17 protein-coding genes are annotated in these 16,078 nt (G+C 72.2%); 12 read left to right on the plus strand and 5 right to left on the minus strand.

Annotated features, from left to right (window positions below):
* The first annotated feature begins 12 nt into the window (after positions 1–12).
* Entirely contained in the window at positions 13–624 is a 612-nt protein-coding gene (locus IH50_RS0111795) for a TetR/AcrR family transcriptional regulator (protein WP_030860212.1), read from the plus strand.
* 6 nt (positions 625–630) lie between these two features.
* Here the strand turns inward: IH50_RS0111795 and IH50_RS0111800 are convergent, their stop codons facing one another.
* The 4 genes from IH50_RS0111800 to IH50_RS0111815 all read right to left on the minus strand — a co-directional run bounded on the left by IH50_RS0111800 (position 631) and on the right by IH50_RS0111815 (position 4,258).
* The gene (locus IH50_RS0111800) at positions 631–954 is read right to left on the minus strand and encodes a DMT family transporter (protein WP_030860215.1); all 324 of its coding nucleotides are present in this window, start codon (positions 952–954) and stop codon (positions 631–633) included.
* A gap of 119 nt (positions 955–1,073) precedes the next feature.
* The gene (gene rsgA / locus IH50_RS0111805) at positions 1,074–2,084 is read right to left on the minus strand and encodes a ribosome small subunit-dependent GTPase A (protein ID WP_030860216.1); all 1,011 of its coding nucleotides are present in this window, start codon (positions 2,082–2,084) and stop codon (positions 1,074–1,076) included.
* A 9-nt stretch (positions 2,085–2,093) separates the two neighbouring features.
* On the minus strand, positions 2,094–3,410 hold the full coding sequence (aroA, locus tag IH50_RS0111810) for a 3-phosphoshikimate 1-carboxyvinyltransferase (protein WP_030860218.1): 1,317 nt from the start codon (positions 3,408–3,410) through the stop codon (positions 2,094–2,096).
* A 125-nt stretch (positions 3,411–3,535) separates the two neighbouring features.
* Positions 3,536–4,258 (minus strand): M50 family metallopeptidase, encoded by a 723-nt coding sequence (locus IH50_RS0111815; RefSeq protein ID WP_030860220.1) that lies wholly within the window; start codon positions 4,256–4,258, stop codon positions 3,536–3,538.
* A gap of 64 nt (positions 4,259–4,322) precedes the next feature.
* On the opposite strand from IH50_RS0111815, the gene IH50_RS0111820 reads away from it, so the two are divergent.
* The 10 genes from IH50_RS0111820 to IH50_RS0111865 all read left to right on the plus strand — a co-directional run bounded on the left by IH50_RS0111820 (position 4,323) and on the right by IH50_RS0111865 (position 14,771).
* Positions 4,323–5,138 (plus strand): SOS response-associated peptidase, encoded by an 816-nt coding sequence (locus IH50_RS0111820; RefSeq protein ID WP_030860222.1) that lies wholly within the window; start codon positions 4,323–4,325, stop codon positions 5,136–5,138.
* Position 5,139: 1 nt separating this feature from the next.
* A complete protein-coding gene (locus IH50_RS0111825) occupies positions 5,140–5,889 on the plus strand; it encodes an alpha/beta family hydrolase (RefSeq protein ID WP_030860224.1) in 750 nt (249 codons plus the stop codon).
* Between the two features lie 255 nt (positions 5,890–6,144).
* Positions 6,145–6,831, plus strand: coding sequence for an RNA polymerase sigma factor SigR (gene sigR / locus IH50_RS0111830; protein WP_030860226.1), 687 nt, complete (start codon positions 6,145–6,147; stop codon positions 6,829–6,831).
* Positions 6,828–7,139 (plus strand): mycothiol system anti-sigma-R factor, encoded by a 312-nt coding sequence (gene rsrA / locus IH50_RS0111835; RefSeq protein WP_030860228.1) that lies wholly within the window; start codon positions 6,828–6,830, stop codon positions 7,137–7,139. Before sigR ends, rsrA begins: the two co-directional genes overlap by 4 nt.
* Before the next feature lie 145 nt (positions 7,140–7,284).
* Positions 7,285–8,916 (plus strand): HD-GYP domain-containing protein, encoded by a 1,632-nt coding sequence (locus tag IH50_RS0111840; RefSeq protein WP_078913937.1) that lies wholly within the window; start codon positions 7,285–7,287, stop codon positions 8,914–8,916.
* Positions 8,913–10,214 carry an HD-GYP domain-containing protein gene (locus tag IH50_RS0111845; protein WP_051767269.1) on the plus strand — a complete coding sequence of 434 codons (1,302 nt, stop codon included), beginning with the start codon at positions 8,913–8,915 and terminating at the stop codon, positions 10,212–10,214. Before IH50_RS0111840 ends, IH50_RS0111845 begins: the two co-directional genes overlap by 4 nt.
* 102 nt (positions 10,215–10,316) lie before the next feature.
* Entirely contained in the window at positions 10,317–11,297 is a 981-nt protein-coding gene (locus IH50_RS0111850; RefSeq protein WP_030860234.1) for a tetratricopeptide repeat protein, read from the plus strand.
* 149 nt (positions 11,298–11,446) lie between these two features.
* Positions 11,447–12,097, plus strand: coding sequence for a peptide deformylase (def, locus tag IH50_RS0111855; RefSeq protein WP_030860235.1), 651 nt, complete (start codon positions 11,447–11,449; stop codon positions 12,095–12,097).
* A 221-nt stretch (positions 12,098–12,318) separates the two neighbouring features.
* Positions 12,319–13,404: an epi-isozizaene synthase gene (cyc1, locus tag IH50_RS0111860; RefSeq protein WP_078913952.1), complete on the plus strand. Its 1,086-nt coding sequence runs from the start codon at positions 12,319–12,321 to the stop codon at positions 13,402–13,404.
* A complete protein-coding gene (locus IH50_RS0111865) occupies positions 13,401–14,771 on the plus strand; it encodes a cytochrome P450 (protein WP_030860237.1) in 1,371 nt (456 codons plus the stop codon). The genes cyc1 and IH50_RS0111865 overlap by 4 nt, the downstream gene beginning before the upstream one ends.
* Before the next feature lie 16 nt (positions 14,772–14,787).
* Here the strand turns inward: IH50_RS0111865 and IH50_RS0111870 are convergent, their stop codons facing one another.
* Entirely contained in the window at positions 14,788–15,750 is a 963-nt protein-coding gene (locus IH50_RS0111870) for a GlxA family transcriptional regulator (protein WP_030860238.1), read from the minus strand.
* Positions 15,751–15,842: 92 nt separating this feature from the next.
* On the opposite strand from IH50_RS0111870, the gene IH50_RS0111875 reads away from it, so the two are divergent.
* Positions 15,843–16,067: a hypothetical protein gene (locus tag IH50_RS0111875; RefSeq protein WP_030860239.1), complete on the plus strand. Its 225-nt coding sequence runs from the start codon at positions 15,843–15,845 to the stop codon at positions 16,065–16,067.
* Positions 16,068–16,078: the final 11 nt, after the last annotated feature.

Consider the following 16,078-nt stretch of genomic DNA (forward strand, 5'->3'; position numbering starts at 1 on the left):
AGGGAGGCGAAGATGCCTGCAGCGCGGGAGTCTCTGCTGGACGCCGCTTACACGGCACTGGCGCGTCGCCCGTGGTCCGGGGTGCGGATGGTGGACGTGGCCGCCGCGGCCGGGGTTTCCCGCCAGACGCTGTACAACGAGTTCGGCAGCAAGGACGGCCTCGCCCGGGCCCTCGTCCGCAGGGAGGCCGACGGCTACCTCGCAGGCGTCGACCGCGCCCTCACCGGCCACGCGGACCCGCGCGACCGGCTGACCGCCACCGCCGAGTGGATCACTGCCGGCGCCCGCGAGAACGCCCTGGTCCGCGCCATGCTCACCGGCTGCTGGGGCGAACGCCTGCCCGCCCTGGACCTCGCGGCCGTGACGTCGGGATCCACCGCGCCCGCGCAGCGCCGCGCCGACGGCCCGCTGCCCTCACCCGCCGACCTCGTCGCCCTCGTCCGCGACCGTGCCGTCGCCGTCCTGGCCGGCCCCGGCGTCCCCCGCTCCGACACCGCCGACCTGGCCCGCTCCTGCGAGCTGGTGGTCCGCCTCGCCCTGTCCTGCGTCACCGCGCCCCCGGCCGGCACCGGCGTCGCCGACCTGGTGCGCGGCGCCCTGCGCCGGCCCCCGGCGATGCCGTAGCGGGGCTCAGTGCGCGGACCCCGACAACTGCAGCCCGATCACACCGACGATCACGAACGTGATCGACACGATCTTCAGCGTCGACACCAGGTCCCCGAGGAACACCATCCCGTAGATGGCCGTCCCCGCCGCGCCGATGCCCGTCCACACCGCGTACGCGGGCCCCACGTCCAGCTTCTTCAGCGCCAGGGTCAGCAGCCCGAAGCTGCCCAGCGCGAACGCGCAGAACGCGACGGTCGGCCACAGCCGGGTGAAGCCGTGCGACAGCTTCAGACACACGGCGAAGCCGGTCTCGAGCAACCCGGCCACTATGACCAGCAGCCACGCCATGTGTCGTCCTCCCGCATTCCCCACATACAGTGACCGCTTCGCCAGGTTCGACGGGTTCGGGTCCGGCTCGGTGCGATTATGCACTTACCGCCCGGCGGCCACGACAAACAACGCGGAGGTCAGTCGCCCTCCGTGCGCTCCCGCGTCGCCAGCAGCCGGCGCAGCGAGTACAGCCGCGCCGGATCCGCGTGCCCCTCGGCCACCCACGCGTCCAGCGCGCAGTCCGGCTCGTCGTGACCGCACGCGCGCGGACAGCCCTCCGTGCCCGGCTCCAGATCGGGGAAGGCGTGGATCACCCGGGACGGGTCGACGTGGGCGAGCCCGAAGGACCGCACCCCCGGTGTGTCGACCACCCAGCCCTCGGCGCCCGACAGCGGCAGCGCCAGCGCGGACGTCGTCGTGTGCCGCCCCCGCCCGGTCACCGCGTTGACATGTCCGGTCGTACGCCGCCGTTCCTGAGGCACGAGCGCGTTGACCAGCGTCGTCTTGCCGACCCCGGAGTGCCCCACGAACGCGGTGATCCGGCCGTCCAGATGCTCCCGCACCCGGTCCGCCGCCTCGCCGCTCTCCAGTTCCGCGCGGCTGGTCACGACGTACGGGATGTCGAGGTCGCCGTAGAGCTCCAGCAGCTTGTCCGGCGGCGCGAGGTCCGACTTGGTCAGCACCAGCAGCGGCTCCAGGCCGCCGTCGTACGCCGCGACCAGGCAGCGGTCGATCAGCCGCGGACGGGGTTCGGGATCGGCGAGGGCGGTGACGACGGCGAGCTGGTCGGCGTTGGCGACGACGACCCGCTCATAGGGGTCGTCGTCGTCCGCGGTGCGGCGCAGCACCGACGCGCGCTCCTCGATCCGTACGATCCGCGCGAGCGTGTCCTTCTTCCCGGACAGGTCGCCGACGAGCGCCACCCGGTCACCGACCACCGCCGCCTTGCGGCCCAGCTCACGGGCCTTCATCGCCAGGACGACCCGGTCCTCGACGAGGCAGGTCAGCCGGCCCCGGTCGACGGTGAGGACCAGGCCCGGGGCCGCGTCCTCGTGTTTGGGCCGGATGTGGGTGCGCGGCCGGTTGCCCTTGCGGTTGGGGCGGGAGCGGATGTCGTCCTCGTCGGTGTGCTTGCCGTAGCGGCGCATGGTGAACCCCTATGCTCCGAGCATCCCGGTCCACAGCTCGGGGAAGTCCGGCAGGGTCTTCGCCGTCGTCGCCACGTTCTCGATCCGCACGCCCTCGACCGCGAGGCCGATGATCGCGCCGGCGGTGGCCATGCGGTGGTCCTCGTAGGTGTGGAAGACCCCGCCGTGCAGCCGGCGCGGGCGGATGTGCAGGCCGTCGGCGGTCTCGGTGACGTCGCCGCCGAGCTCGTTGATCTCCTTGGTCAGCGCGGCCAGCCGGTCCGTCTCGTGCAGCCGGAGGTGGGCCACGCCCCGCAGGGTCGACGGGGAGTCCGCGAGCGCCGCCACGGCCGCGATGCCGGGCGTCAGCTCGCCGACCTCGCCGAGGTCCACGTCGATGCCGTGGACCGACCCGGAGCCGGTGAACACGAGCCCGAACTCGGTCAGCTCGCAGGAACCGCCCATCTCGGTGAAGATCTCCCGCAGCCGGTCGCCGGGCTGGGTGGTACGGGCCGGCCAGTCCGGGATCACGACCTTGCCGCCGGTCACCAGCGCCGCCGCCAGGAACGGCTGGGCGTTGGACAGGTCCGGCTCGACGGTCAGGTCCCGGCCCAGCAGGGCGCCCGGCGTGACCCGCCAGACGTTCGGCTCGCCGCCCGACTCGGGGGTGTCCACCTGGGCACCCACCGCGCGGAGCATGTCGACGGTCATCCGGATGTGCGGCAGGGACGGCAGCGTCGCGCCGGTGTGGCGGACCTCGACGCCCTGGTTGAAGCGCGGCGCGGACAGCAGCAGGGCGCTGACGAACTGGGAGGACGAGGACGCGTCGACCTCCACGGTGCCGCCGTCCAGGGCGCCGCCGCCGTGCACGGTCATCGGCAGCGCGCCGCGCTCCTCGTCGTCGATCCGCGCGCCCAGCCGGCGCAGCGCGTCGATGACGCCGTTCAGGGGACGCTCGTAGGAGCGGGGGTCGCCGTCGAAGCGGACGGGGCCGTCGGCGAGGGTGGCGACCGGGGGCAGGAAGCGCATCACCGTGCCGGCGTTGCCCACGTCGACGGTGGCCGGGCCGCGCAGGCCCGTGGGGAGCACCCGCCAGGCCTCGCCGGTGCCGTCCGGACCGACGCCCTCCTCGATCTCCACGCCCATCGCGCGCAGGGCGCCGGCCATCAGCAGGGTGTCGCGGGACCGCAGCGGGCGGCGCAGCCAGCCCGGTTCGGAGGCCAGGGCGGCGAGGACGAGGGCGCGGTTGGTGACCGACTTGGACCCGGGCACGTGGACCGTCGCGTCGACGGCTCCGCTCGCGTGCGGGGCGGGCCAGAGGGCGGTGTGTGCGGGGTTCGGGGCCATGGGGCCCACTTTATAAGGAGGTCCGGGGGCAGGCCGTCTTCCGGGTGCGGCCAGGTGAGGGCCTGTCGCGCCCGCGCGGCGGAGCCGCGTCGCGTTCCGGGGAGCCGCCGACGGCCCTCGCCGCCTCACAGCCCCAGGAGCCACCTGCCGCCGCCCAGCAAGGAGCACAGGGACACCGCGTGGAACAGGAACAGCCACAGGCCCGCCGGGACGTGGGTCAGGCGCGAGAGCTGGTCCGCGTCCGAGTCGGGTGCGCCGCCGTGGGAGCGCTTGGCCTGGAGTTCGAAGGCCGGGCGTACTCCGCCGAGGAGGAGGAACCAGACCACGGCGTACGCGAACGCCGCCTGCACCTGGGGGCCGGTCAGCCAGGACACCAGCAGGAAGGTGCCGCCGGTGAGGACCACGGTCAGCGCGCCGTACGCGTTGCGGATCATCACCAGCATCGCCACCAGCAGCACCGTGGCCAGCCACAGCAGCAGCGTGACGCGGCCGGCGCCGAGCAGCGCGGCGCCGCCCAGACCCAGCAGCGGGGGAGCGGTGTAGCCGGCGGCGGCCGTGAGGATCATGCCGACGCCGTGCGGTTTCCCGCGGCTGACGGTCAGGCCGCTGGTGTCCGAGTGCAGACGTATCCCCGTCAGCGTGCGGCCGGTGAGCAGCGCCACCAGACCGTGTCCGCCCTCGTGGGCGATCGTGACGGCGTTCCGGGACAGCCGCCACAGCCCCTGCGGTACGACGACGGCGGCCGCGGCGGCCAGGGTGGCGACGACCACCCACATGTCCGGGTCGGGCTGGGTGCCGGAGACCTCGTCCCAGAGGGAGGCGAGTGAGGCGGACGCGGTACTGACCATGCTTTCCATCTGTTTCCGGTTGCTCCCTCTGCCTGGGCGTACGGAGTCTGGCAGTGTTGCACGTATGTGCGGACGGTATGCAGCGAGTCGCAGGCCCGAGGATCTCGCGGGAATCTTTGAAATCGACACGTGGGACCCGGAGGAGACCCTGGAGCCCGACTACAACGTGGCGCCGACCAAGGAGGTCTACGCCGTCCTCGACCGTGCCCTGAAGGACGCGGCGGACCCGCGCCCGGTTCGGCAGCTGCGGAAGCTGAAGTGGGGCCTGGTGCCCTCCTGGTCCAAGACGCCCGAGGGCGCCGCCCGGATGATCAACGCCCGCGCGGAGACCGTCCACGAGAAGCCGTCCTACCGCCGGGCCTTCTCCTCCCGGCGCTGCATCCTGCCCGCCGACGGCTACTACGAGTGGGTCACCGGCAAGCAGGAGCGGGACCTGGAGGTCGAGGGGAAGAGGAAGCGGCCCCGCAAGCAGCCCTACTTCGTGACGCCGGCCGACGGTTCGGTGTTCGCCATGGCCGGGCTGTACGAGTTCTGGCGGGACAAGACGCTGCCGGACGACCACCCCCGGGCCTGGTGGGTGACGTGCTCCGTCATCACCACCGAGGCCGAGACAGGACCGCTCGCCGTGTCACCGGCGGACGGCCCGCACACCCTCGCCGAGATCCACCCGCGGATGCCGCTGATGCTCACGCCGGACCGCTGGGACGCCTGGCTCGATCCCGCCCGCACCGACGCCGGCGAACTGCGCGAGCTGCTCGCCCCGCCGCCCTCCGGCCTGATGCGCGCCTACCCGGTCCCCACGGCCGTCAGCAACGTCCGCAACAACGGACCGGAGCTGCTGGAGGAGCTGGCCGCGCCGGAAGAGGGCACACTCTTCTGACGTGACCCCCGACACGGCAGACACGACCGACACGGCAGACACGACCGACACGAGCGGCGCGGCCGTCTCGGCCGAGACCGTCGAGACGGACGCCGGCACCGCCCGCGTCACCTGGCACCCCGCCGTGCGCCGCGCCCGCCTCGTCCTCGCGGTGAGCCACGGCGCCGGCGGCGGCATCGAGGCCCGGGACCTGAAGGCGCTCGCCGCCGTCCTGCCCGCACACGGCGTGACCGTCGCCCTGGTCGAACAGCCCTGGCGGGTGGCCGGCAAGAAGATCGCCCCCGCGCCGAAGACCCTCGACACCGGCTGGCGCGGCGTCTGGCCCGCGCTGACGAAGCCGGGCCTGCCGGTGATCTCGGGCGGGCGCAGCGCCGGAGCCCGCGTCGCCTGCCGCACCGCCGCGGAACTCGGCGCCCACGCCGTACTCGCCCTGAGCTTCCCCCTGCATCCGCCGGGCAGGCCCGAGAGGTCCCGCGCCGACGAACTGCTCGGCACGGGGGTGCCCACCCTCGTCGTCCAGGGCGGCAACGACCCGTTCGGCAGGCCCGGGGAGTTCCCCGGGTACGGGAGGGGCCGCGCACGGGGCGATGGTGCGAGGACGGTGACGGGAGACGGGTGGGCGTACGAACTGGTCGAGGTGGACCACGGCGATCACGGCTTCGCCGTGCCCAAGCGGGCGGACCTCACGCAGGAGGAGACCGTGACGGTGATCACGGACGCGGTCGTGCGGTGGACCGGCACCCTCGGATGAGGCCCGGGAATGCCCGGACGGATCCCGCTGTTGGGACGGACGTACATGCCGGTCAGCGGCATCACCGTCCTAGGAGAGGGAGTCCGCCGCATGGGTTCGACCTTCTGCCCGAGTCGCAGTGCCCGCGCCGATCTGGACTGGACGGTGCTGCACGCGGCCAAGACCGTCCCTGTTCGGGCGGCGGGTGGACCGGATCGTCGTCTATCCTCCGATTCGGGTGAGACCGGTTTCGGTCTCACGACAACTCTGGAGGAGGTGGGTCCGGTTCCCGGTACCGACGCAGGGACCGAACACGGCCAGGCGGAGCAGCCCGAGGGCCAGGGCAGCACGGGCGCGGAGTCGACCACGGAGCGCAGCGCGCGCTTCGAGCGGGACGCGCTCGAGTTCCTCGACCAGATGTATTCGGCCGCGCTGCGCATGACGCGCAACCCGGCCGACGCGGAGGACCTGGTGCAGGAGACGTACGCCAAGGCGTACGCGTCCTTCCACCAGTTCCGTGAGGGCACCAACCTCAAGGCGTGGCTGTACCGGATCCTCACCAACACCTTCATCAACTCGTACCGCAAGAAGCAGCGCGAACCCCAGCGCAGTGCGGCCGAGGAGATCGAGGACTGGCAGCTCGCGCGCGCCGAGTCGCACATGTCCACGGGTCTGCGCTCCGCGGAGTCGCAGGCGCTGGACCACCTGCCCGACTCGGACGTCAAGGAAGCGCTCCAGGCGATCCCGGAGGAGTTCCGCATCGCGGTGTATCTCGCCGATGTCGAGGGCTTTGCCTACAAGGAGATCGCGGACATCATGGGGACACCCATCGGTACGGTGATGTCCCGGCTGCACCGTGGCCGCCGCCAGCTGCGCGGCATGCTGGAGGACTACGCGCGTGAGCGCGGACTGGTCCCGGCCGGCGCCGGAGAGTCGAACGAAGCGAAAGGCTCGGGGTCATGAGCTGCGGAGAGCCGCACGAGACGGATTGCAGCGAAATCCTCGATCATCTCTACGAGTTCCTCGACCGTGAGATGCCGGATTCCGACTGTGTGAAGTTCGAGCACCACTTCGAGGAATGCTCGCCGTGCCTGGAGAAGTACGGGCTCGAGCAGGCGGTGAAGAAGCTGGTCAAGCGCTGCTGCGGACAGGACGACGTGCCGGGTGACCTGCGTTCCAAGGTCATGGGCCGGCTCGACCTGATCCGCTCCGGCCAGGCCGTCCCCGACCAGGACATCACGGCCTCGCCGGCCGCACCGCAGGAGTCCTGACACTCCGCGGTTCCCCGGCCCCTGTGTCACTCGAACGTGCTAATCCGCGGGTTATCGGCCCGTGGAGGCACCCCTCGCCGTCCTAGGCTCCAGAGCCTGGCAGACGGCAGGTCGGGTGCCGACGGGCACGGTCGGGGAGGGGCACATGGAGGCGTTACCGGCACGGGTCCGCGCGTATGTCGCCTGTGTCACCGTGCTGGGCCTGCTCTGTCCACTGCCGCTGGTTCCCTCCGTCCCGGTGTCACCGCCGGGCGGTGCCCGCTTCTCCTGGTGGGCGGTCGCCCTGCTCGCCGCGCTGTACGCGGGCTGCGAGCGTCTCGCCCGATCGCGTCCGGTCGCCGCCCCGCACCCGGGCGGAACCTTTCACCCCGTCCTGCTCGCCGGCGCCTTCCTGCTGCCACCGCCCGCCGCGGCGCTGGTCGCGCTCCCCGGGGCGCTGCTGCTCCCCGGGGAACAACGCCCGTACCCGGCGCGCGGGCTCTGGCGGGCCGGCAGGCTGATGCTCGCCGTATGGGCCGCGAGCCGGGTCCACCTGGCGGTCGGCGGACGGGACGCGGTGGCGGACTGCGACGTCCCGGCCGCGCTCGGCACGGCCGGGGCCGCGGTGCTGGCGTTCTGCCTGGTGCTCACCCTGCTGGACGGCGGCATCCCGGCGTCGGCGCCCGGCGTGCTCCCGCGCGGGAGGCGGATTCCGGCCCCGGCCGCCTGGTGGCGGCTGTTCCTCGGGTCGCTGGCCCCGATCACCGTGCACGGCCTCGCCGGCCTCATGATGGCGCTGCTGTGGCGCAGCCCCTACGGTCCGGTGGCCGCGCTGCTGGTGCTGCCGCCGATGGGCGTCTCCTGGTGGGCGTTCGTCCAGTACCACCGGGAACGCGCCGCCCATCAGGCGACGATCCGCGCCCTCGTCCAGGCCGTCGACATCAAGGACGGCTATACGCGCGGGCACAGTGAACGCGTCGGACAGGCGTCCATGATGATCGCGCGGGAACTCGGCATGGACGACGAGCGCGTCGAGGTGCTCCGCTTCGCAGGCATCCTGCACGACGTCGGCAAGCTCGGCGTGCCCACCCGGCTGCTCACCAAGAACGGCCCGCTGACCCCCGAGGAGCGCCGGGTGATCGAACTGCACCCCGAGTACGGGCACGAGATGGTGCGGGGGATCTCCTTCCTCGGCGAGGCCCGCGCGGCGGTGCTGCACCACCACGAACGGCTGGACGGCACCGGCTACCCCTACGGGCTGGCGGGTGGTCAGATCCCGGAGTCCGCGCGGGTGGTCGCCGTCGCCGACGCCTTCGACGCGATGACCTCCACCCGCTCCTACAGCAGGGCGCGGCCCGTGCCCGTGGCGCTGGAGGAACTCCGGCGGTGCGCGGGTGCCCACTTCGACCCGCGGATGGTGGCCGCGCTGGTCCGGGCGATCGGCCGGACCGGCTGGCACCCGGCGGTGACCGCCGACGAAGCACGCCCCGCCCCCGGTGACGCGCGGTCCGCCCCCGGCGGCCCCCGGCCGGCCGACGGTGCCTCCGGGCCCGCTACGGGCGGCAGCCGACCGGCTCTTGGTGACGCGCGGTCCGCCCCCGGCGGCCCCCGGCCGGCCGACGGTGTCCCCGGGCCTGCCACGGGCGGCAGCCGGTCGGCTTCCGGTGGCACGCGGCCCGCCGACGGTGGCGCGTCGTCCGCCACCGAGGGCACTCGGTCCGCCACCGGGGACACACGGTCCGCGGCCGCGCCCGGAGCCGCCGGGCCGGCCGTCGGCCGGCCGGGAACGCGCCGATGAGGCCCCGGCTGCACACCGTCGTGCACCTGTGCGCCGCCGTCCTCGCCGCCGGTTCCCTGGGCAGCACGCTCTACGACGGCGTCGAGGAGCGCGGTACGGCCCTCGCCTTCGGGGTCCTCATCGCCGTCGGCGAGCTCACCCGGCGCAACGGAACGCGGATCAGGGAGGCCGCGCCGCTCGCCGCCGCGGGTTCACTGTCGTACGCCCTGCTCGGCGAGACCGCGGCCCGGCCCACCCACCACGGCGCCGCCCAGGTCGTCACCGTGGTGCTCGCCGCGTCCCTGCTCGGCAGCGTGCCGCACGTCGGGCGCGGTGCGGGGCCCGCCCTCGACCCGCCGGCCCGCAGGGTGCTGACCGTCGGCTTCGTCGCCCTGTGCTTCCAGCCGCTGTACAACCGGGGCACCTTCGACGGCTGGAGCGGCCCCGCCCACGCGCTGCTCCTGCTCGCCCTGCTCTCCCTCACCGCGCTGTACGACGCCGTCCTCGCCGCCGCGCTGTCCCACTCCCGCACCGGCTGGCCCTTCCCGCCGACGCTGCGCGACGAACTGCGGGCCCTGCCCGGCATCGGGGCCGCCGTCATCGCCACGGGCGCGGTGATGGCGCTCGGGGTCGCGGTCGTGGGGCTGTGGGCGCTGCCCGTCTTCTCCGTACCCCTGCTGCTCGCACAGCTTTCCTACCGGCGGTACGCCGCCGTGCGCGCCACCTACCGGCAGACCATCACCTCCCTCGCGCGGGCCACCGAGATCGCCGGATACACCCCGGCCGGGCACGCCCGACGGGTCGCCGCGCTCAGCCGGGCGGTGGGGCGGGACCTCGGACTGACCGAACCCGAACTGACCGTGCTGGAGTACGCCGCCCTGATGCACGACATTGGCCAGCTCAGCCTCGTCGACCCGGTCCCCGACGGCGCCACCGCCGTCCTGCCGGTCACCGAACAGCGGCGGATCGCGCTGCTCGGCGGCGCCGTGGTGCGCCAGACCGGGGTGGACCCGCGCGTGGCCGCGATCGTCGAGCGCCAGGCCGACCCGTACCGGGAACAGCCGCTCGCCGCACGTATCGTCCGGGTGGTCAACGCATACGAGGAGAAGTCCCGGGAAGGCGGACCCGGCGGGCCGCTGACCGCGCTGGAGGAACTGCGCCTGACGACCGCCGGGGAGTACGCGCCGGAGGTGGTCGAAGCACTGGCCCGGGTGCTGTCACGGAACACGGAGGGGACGCGTGAACACCAGGGCCGAACGTGGCGAGGGCCACGAACGGGACTGTCTGACCCCGGCCGAGGCTGGGTAACCCATGGGTAATGAGCGCCCTCGCGGCCGTACGTGGTTGGATGCGAAGGAGAGGGTGTCCGGGGGCGCGGACAGGTACGGCCAGCCCACCGACGGAACTGGCAGGCGGGAATCGTGAGGATCTTCGGCAAGGGACGGCACCGGCCCTCCGCCTCCTGGCGGCAGGCCACGGACCGTGCGTTCACGCTCATCGGCGACGGCCGGTACGAGGACGCGGGCGCGCTGCTGACCCGTGCCGCCGACCTGGAGCCCTGGTTGTCGGAGTCCTGGTTCAACCTCGCGCTGCTGCACAAGTTCCGGCACGACTGGGAGCAGGCGCGGTCGGCCGGTCTGCGGGCCGTGGCGCTCCTCGACCGCGACACGGGCGCTCCCGACTGGTGGAACGTCGGCATCGCCGCCACCGCCCTGCAGGACTGGCCACTGGCCCGGCGGGCCTGGCAGGCCTACGGACTCAAGGTGCCCGGACCGGCCACCGACTCCGGCGAACCCCTCGGCATGGAGCTGGGCAGCGCGGCCGTACGGCTGTCCCCGGAGGGGGAGGCGGAGGTCGTGTGGGGGCGGCGCCTGGACCCCGCCCGGATCGAGGTGCTGTCCATTCCGCTGCCGTCCTCCGGGCGCCGCTGGGGCGAGGTCGTCCTGCACGACGGCGTGCCGCACGGGGAGCGGAGCACCGCCGCCGGGCACACCTACCCGGTGTTCGACGAGATCGAGTTGTGGGCGCCCTCGCCGGTGCCGACCTGGGTGGTGCTGCTGGAGGCCGCGACCGAGGCCGACCGGGACGCGCTGGAGCAACTGGCCTCCGACGCCGGGTTCGCGGCCGAGGACTGGTCGTCCTCCGTACGGCTGCTGTGCCGGATGTGCTCGGAGTCGCGGATGCCGTCGGACGAGGGGGAGGGCGAGCATCTGGACCCGCACGATCACAGTGAGCCGGGGCATCCGGGGCCGCTGGGGCACCGTACGGACGGGCAGTTGTGGGTGCCGGAGCGGGAGTGCGGCGTGGCCGCCCCCGCCTCTCTCGTCCGGGGGCTGCTGGACGGGTGGGTCGCGGACAGCCCGGACTCGCGGGACTGGCGGGACCTTGAAGAGGTCTGTTGAGGCCGTCGGCCGCGCGCGGGTCCGTCGTGCTTGTCCACGCCCACGCGGAGGGGCCGCGCACGGCACGGTCCCGCGACCCTGAAGGGGCGCTTCGCCGTACCCTTGTCAGATCACGACCCCGGTTTCACTCAGGAAGGCACACGTCGGTCATGGCTCAGCAGGACACCGATCAGCAGCACGCGGGCGTGCTCCCCGTCGACGACGAGGGGTACGTCGTCGACACGGAGGACTGCGAGGAGCGCGAGACGGCGTGGCGGGAGCGCGGTACCTCGCGTCCGATCACCGTGGTCGGCCACCCGGTGCTGCACCAGGAGTGCAAGGACGTCACGGACTTCGGCGACGAGCTCCAGCAGCTGGTCGCCGACATGTTCGCCAGCCAGCGCACCGCCGAGGGCGTGGGCCTGGCCGCCAACCAGATCGGCGTGGACAAGAAGGTCTTCGTCTACGACTGCCCGGACGACGAGGGCGCACGGCACGTCGGTGTGATCTGCAACCCCAAGCTGGTCGAACTGCCCGCCGAGCGGCGCCGGCTGGACGACAGCAACGAGGGCTGCCTGTCGGTGCCCACGGCGTACATGCCGCTGGCCCGCCCCGACTACGCCGAGGTGACCGGCCAGGACGAGAAGGGCAACCCCGTCCGGGTACGCGGCACCGGCTACTTCGCGCGGTGTTTGCAGCACGAGACCGACCACCTCTACGGCTACCTCTACATCGACCGGCTGTCCAAGCGTGAACGCAAGGACGCGCTGCGGCAGATGGCCGAGAACGAGCCGCGTTACCCCGTGGTGGCCAACGACTGACCGGCCCCCGGAGTCCCTCCCTCTCCTCACGAACGGCGTCCGACCGAGCACCTTTTCGGTCGGGTGCCGTTCGTCTGTGTGACCTCCGTAGTGGCGAAATAAGCAAATCCGTTCCCAGAGCGGTCAGTTGTGGTGCTGAATGGAGGTGCGGGGATACGCACGGCGTGCGCCCGGCTCGGGGGGCGGGCGCACGCCGACTGGCGGCAGAGAGGGGATTGTTCGTGCATGCTTTGTCACACGGCACCACATCGACACCGACCACCATCGCAGTTCCACCGGCGCTGTCTCTTCCGGTGATCGAGGCGGCGTTCCCCCGGCAACTCCATCCGTATTGGCCCCGACTTCAACAGGCGACCAGGGCGTGGCTGCTCGAAAAGCGGCTCATGCCGGCGGGCAAGGTGGAGGAATATGCCGATGGTCTGTGCTACACCGATCTCATGGCGGGCTACTACATAGGCGCCCCCGACGACGTCCTGCAGGCGATAGCGGACTACAGCGCGTGGTTCTTCGTCTGGGACGACCGGCAGGACCGCGACATCGTGCACGGCCGTGCCGCCGCCTGGCTGCGGCTGAAGGACCTGCTGCACAGGGCCCTCGACAGCCCCGGTGACCACCTGGACCACGAGGACCCGGTGGTGGCGGGGCTCGCGGACAGCGTGGAGCGGCTGTACGCGTTCCTGCCGGGCGGCTGGAACGACCGGTTCGCCCGGCACTTCCACGAGGTGATCGAGGCGTACGACCGGGAGTTCCACAACCGTACGGAGGGGATCGTCCCCACCGTCGAGGAATACCTGGAACTGCGCCGGCTCACCTTCGCGCACTGGATCTGGACCGATCTCCTGGAGCCGAGCGCCGGCAGTGAACTGCCGGACGGGATAAGGAAGCACCCCGCCTACCGGAAGGCGGCACTGCTCAGTCAGGAATTCGCCGCCTGGTACAACGACCTCTGTTCCCTGCCGAAGGAAATAGCGGGTAATGAGGTGCACAATCTCGGCATCAGCCTCATCATCCACGAGAAACTCACACTCGAAGAGGCGATCGCGGACGTGAGGCGCCGCGTCGAGGAATGCATCAGCGAATTCCAGGACGCCGAACGGGACGCCCTGCACTTCGCGGACGCCCTCGACGACGGCACGGTGGGAGGAAAGGAAAAGAGCGCCGCCGTACGCGCCTGCGTCGGCAATATGCGGAACTGGTTCAGCTCCGTCTACTGGTTCCACCACGAGTCCGGCCGGTACCGGGTCGACAGCTGGGACGACCGGTCCACACCCCCGTACGTCGACAACGAAACGGCAGGTGAGTCATGAGCGTCGAGTCGGCGGACCCCCGCACGGCCGAGGAGACCGGACTGCGTGAGCCTCCCGTGGCCGGCGGAAGCGTCCCCGTCCTGGGCCACGGCTGGAAACTGGCGCGCGATCCGCTGTCCTTCATGTCCGGGCTGCGCGACCACGGCGACGTCGTGCGCCTCAGGCTCGGACCGAAGACGGTGTACGCCGTCACCACCCCCGCCCTCACCGGGGCGGTGGCGCTGAGCCCCGACTACATCATCGCCGGACCGCTCTGGGAGTCCCTGGAGGACCTGCTCGGCAAGGAGGGCGTCGCCACCGCCAACGGCCCGCTGCACCGGCGCCAGCGCCGCACCATCCAGCCCGCGTTCAGGCTCGACGCGATCCCCGCCTACGGGCCGATCATGGCGGAGGAGGCGTACGCGCTGGTGGAGCGCTGGCGCTCCGGCGAGGCGCTGGACGTCACGGCGGAGTCCTTCCGCGTGGCTGTCCGGGTGGCCGCCCGCTGCCTGATGCGCGGCAGCTACATGGACGCCCGCGCGGAGCGCATCTGCGTCGATCTCGCCACGCTGTTCAGCGGCATGTACCAGCGCATGGTGGTACCGCTCGGACCGCTGTACAAGGTCCCGCTGCCGGCCAACCGGGAGTTCAACCGCGCACTGGCCGATTTACATGTCCTGGTCGACGAGATCGTCGCCGACCGACGGGCAAGCGGTCAAAAGCCGAACGATTTGCTGACGGCTTTGCTGGAGGCGAAGGACGAGAATGGCGAGCCCATAGGGGAACAGGAGATCCACGACCAGGTCATCGCCATACTCACCCCCGGCAGCGAAACCGTCGGATCCACGATCATGTCGCTCCTCCTGGTTCTCACCGAGCACCCGGAACTCGGCGACAAGATCCGCGACGAGGTGAAATCCGTCGCGGGTGACCGCCCGGTCGCATTCGAGGACGTCCGGAAACTGACGTACACCGCGAATGTCGTCACCGAGACCCTGCGGCTGTATCCGGCCGTATGGGTATTGACACGCCGCGCGGTGACCGACACGGAACTCGGCGGATACCGCATTCCCCAGGGCGCGGACCTCATCTACAGTCCGTACGCGATCCAGCGCGACCGGCGGTCGTACGGGCGGCACGAGGAGTTCGACCCCGACCGCTGGCTTCCCGAGCGGGCGGGGGACGTGCCCAAGTACGCGATGAGTCCGTTCAGCGTGGGCAACCGCAAGTGCCCCAGCGACCACTTCTCGATGGCCGAGCTCACGCTCATCACCGCGGTGGTCGCCTCCGCCTACCGCTTCGACCACGCGCCCGGCTCCGACGCCAGGCCCCGGATCGGCATCACGCTCCGGCCGCGCCGGCTGATGCTGCGGGCGGTGCCCCGCTGACCCGCGCGGCGCGCGTTCAGGCGGCCTGCGGGCCCCTGAACGTGCGCCGGTAGGCCTGGGGCGTCGTACCGACGGCGCGGACGAAGTGGTGGCGCAGCGCCGCGGCGTTGCCGAAGCCGGTACGGCCCGCGATCGCGTCCACCGTCTCGTCCGTCGCCTCCAGCAGACGCTGGGCCAGCAGCACCCGCTGGCGCAGGATCCAGCGGTAGGGCGTGGTGCCGGTCTCCTGCTGGAAGCGGCGGGCGAAGGTGCGCGGCGCCATGTGGGCGCGGGCGGCGAGCTGCTCGACGGTGGTCTCCTCGTCGAGATGCCGCTCCATCCACATCAGGACCTCGGCGACGGTGTCGCCCCCGGACCGCGGCAGCGGGCGCTCGATGTACTGGGCCTGCCCGCCGTCGCGGTGCGGGGGCACCACCATGCGCCGGGCGATCTTGTTGGCGACCTCCGGACCCTGCTCCTTGCGCACCAGATGCAGACAGGCGTCGATGCCGGCGGCGGTGCCCGCGGAGGTGATCACCGGGTCCTCGTCGACGTAGAGCACATCCGGCTCGACCGTCAGATGGGGATACCTCCCGGTCAGCGCCTCCGCGTGCTTCCAGTGGGCGGCGGCACGCCGGCCGTCGAGGAGCCCGGCGGCGGCGAGCACGAACACCCCGGAGCAGACGCTGAGCACCCGCGCGCCCCGGTCCACCCCTCTGCGCAGGGCGTCCAGCAGCTCGGGCGGGAACTCCCGGGACACATAGGAGGAACCGGCGGGCACGGCGATGAGGTCCGCGGTCTCCAGCCGCTCCAGACCGTGCTCGACCTGGAGGGAGAAGCCCGCGTTGGTGCGCACCGCCGGGCCGTCGGCCGAGGCGGCGGCGAAGTCGTAGACCGGCAGGCCGTCGTCGCTGCGGTCGACGCCGAAGACCTCGCAGACGACACCGAGTTCGAAGGGGTTCACACCGTCGAGGAGGACGGCGGCCACGTTCTGGAGCATGGCTCCAGTGTGCCGCGCCTTTGGCAGTAAATCGAGGGTGTACGGCAGTTCTGCCACTGCCGGTAAGGGGTATCGGGCGCGACAGTGGTGTCATGGATACGACGCAGATGGAAACACTGATCGCGATGGTGGCCGTGTTCGGCCTGTTCCTCTTCATGACCCTGCCCGCGCTGATCGGCATCGCACGCGACCGGCGGATCGACCGGCAGATCAGGCAGGCCGAGGCCGCCCGCGCCGCCGCCGAGCGCCGCACCGGGCCGGCCACCGCCCGCCCGGCGCGGGGTGCCGCCCCCCACCGCACCGCACGGGCGGCGTGAGGCGGCACCGG

The sequence above is a fragment of the Streptomyces sp. NRRL S-37 genome, from assembly GCF_000721605.1.
In the GTDB taxonomy this organism is placed as follows: domain Bacteria; phylum Actinomycetota; class Actinomycetes; order Streptomycetales; family Streptomycetaceae; genus Streptomyces.

Coding starts and splice junctions, on each gene's coding strand:
- IH50_RS0111795 (WP_030860212.1), top strand. CDS start 13: ATGCCTGCAGCGCGGGAGTCTCTGCTGGACGCCGCTTACACGGCACTG.
- IH50_RS0111800 (WP_030860215.1), bottom strand. CDS start 954: ATGGCGTGGCTGCTGGTCATAGTGGCCGGGTTGCTCGAGACCGGCTTC.
- rsgA (WP_030860216.1), bottom strand. CDS start 2,084: ATGCGCCGCTACGGCAAGCACACCGACGAGGACGACATCCGCTCCCGC.
- aroA (WP_030860218.1), bottom strand. CDS start 3,410: ATGGCCCCGAACCCCGCACACACCGCCCTCTGGCCCGCCCCGCACGCG.
- IH50_RS0111815 (WP_030860220.1), bottom strand. CDS start 4,258: ATGGTCAGTACCGCGTCCGCCTCACTCGCCTCCCTCTGGGACGAGGTC.
- IH50_RS0111820 (WP_030860222.1), top strand. CDS start 4,323: ATGTGCGGACGGTATGCAGCGAGTCGCAGGCCCGAGGATCTCGCGGGA.
- rsrA (WP_030860228.1), top strand. CDS start 6,828: ATGAGCTGCGGAGAGCCGCACGAGACGGATTGCAGCGAAATCCTCGAT.
- IH50_RS0111840 (WP_078913937.1), top strand. CDS start 7,285: ATGGAGGCGTTACCGGCACGGGTCCGCGCGTATGTCGCCTGTGTCACC.
- IH50_RS0111845 (WP_051767269.1), top strand. CDS start 8,913: ATGAGGCCCCGGCTGCACACCGTCGTGCACCTGTGCGCCGCCGTCCTC.
- def (WP_030860235.1), top strand. CDS start 11,447: ATGGCTCAGCAGGACACCGATCAGCAGCACGCGGGCGTGCTCCCCGTC.
- IH50_RS0111865 (WP_030860237.1), top strand. CDS start 13,401: ATGAGCGTCGAGTCGGCGGACCCCCGCACGGCCGAGGAGACCGGACTG.
- IH50_RS0111870 (WP_030860238.1), bottom strand. CDS start 15,750: ATGCTCCAGAACGTGGCCGCCGTCCTCCTCGACGGTGTGAACCCCTTC.
- IH50_RS0111875 (WP_030860239.1), top strand. CDS start 15,843: ATGGATACGACGCAGATGGAAACACTGATCGCGATGGTGGCCGTGTTC.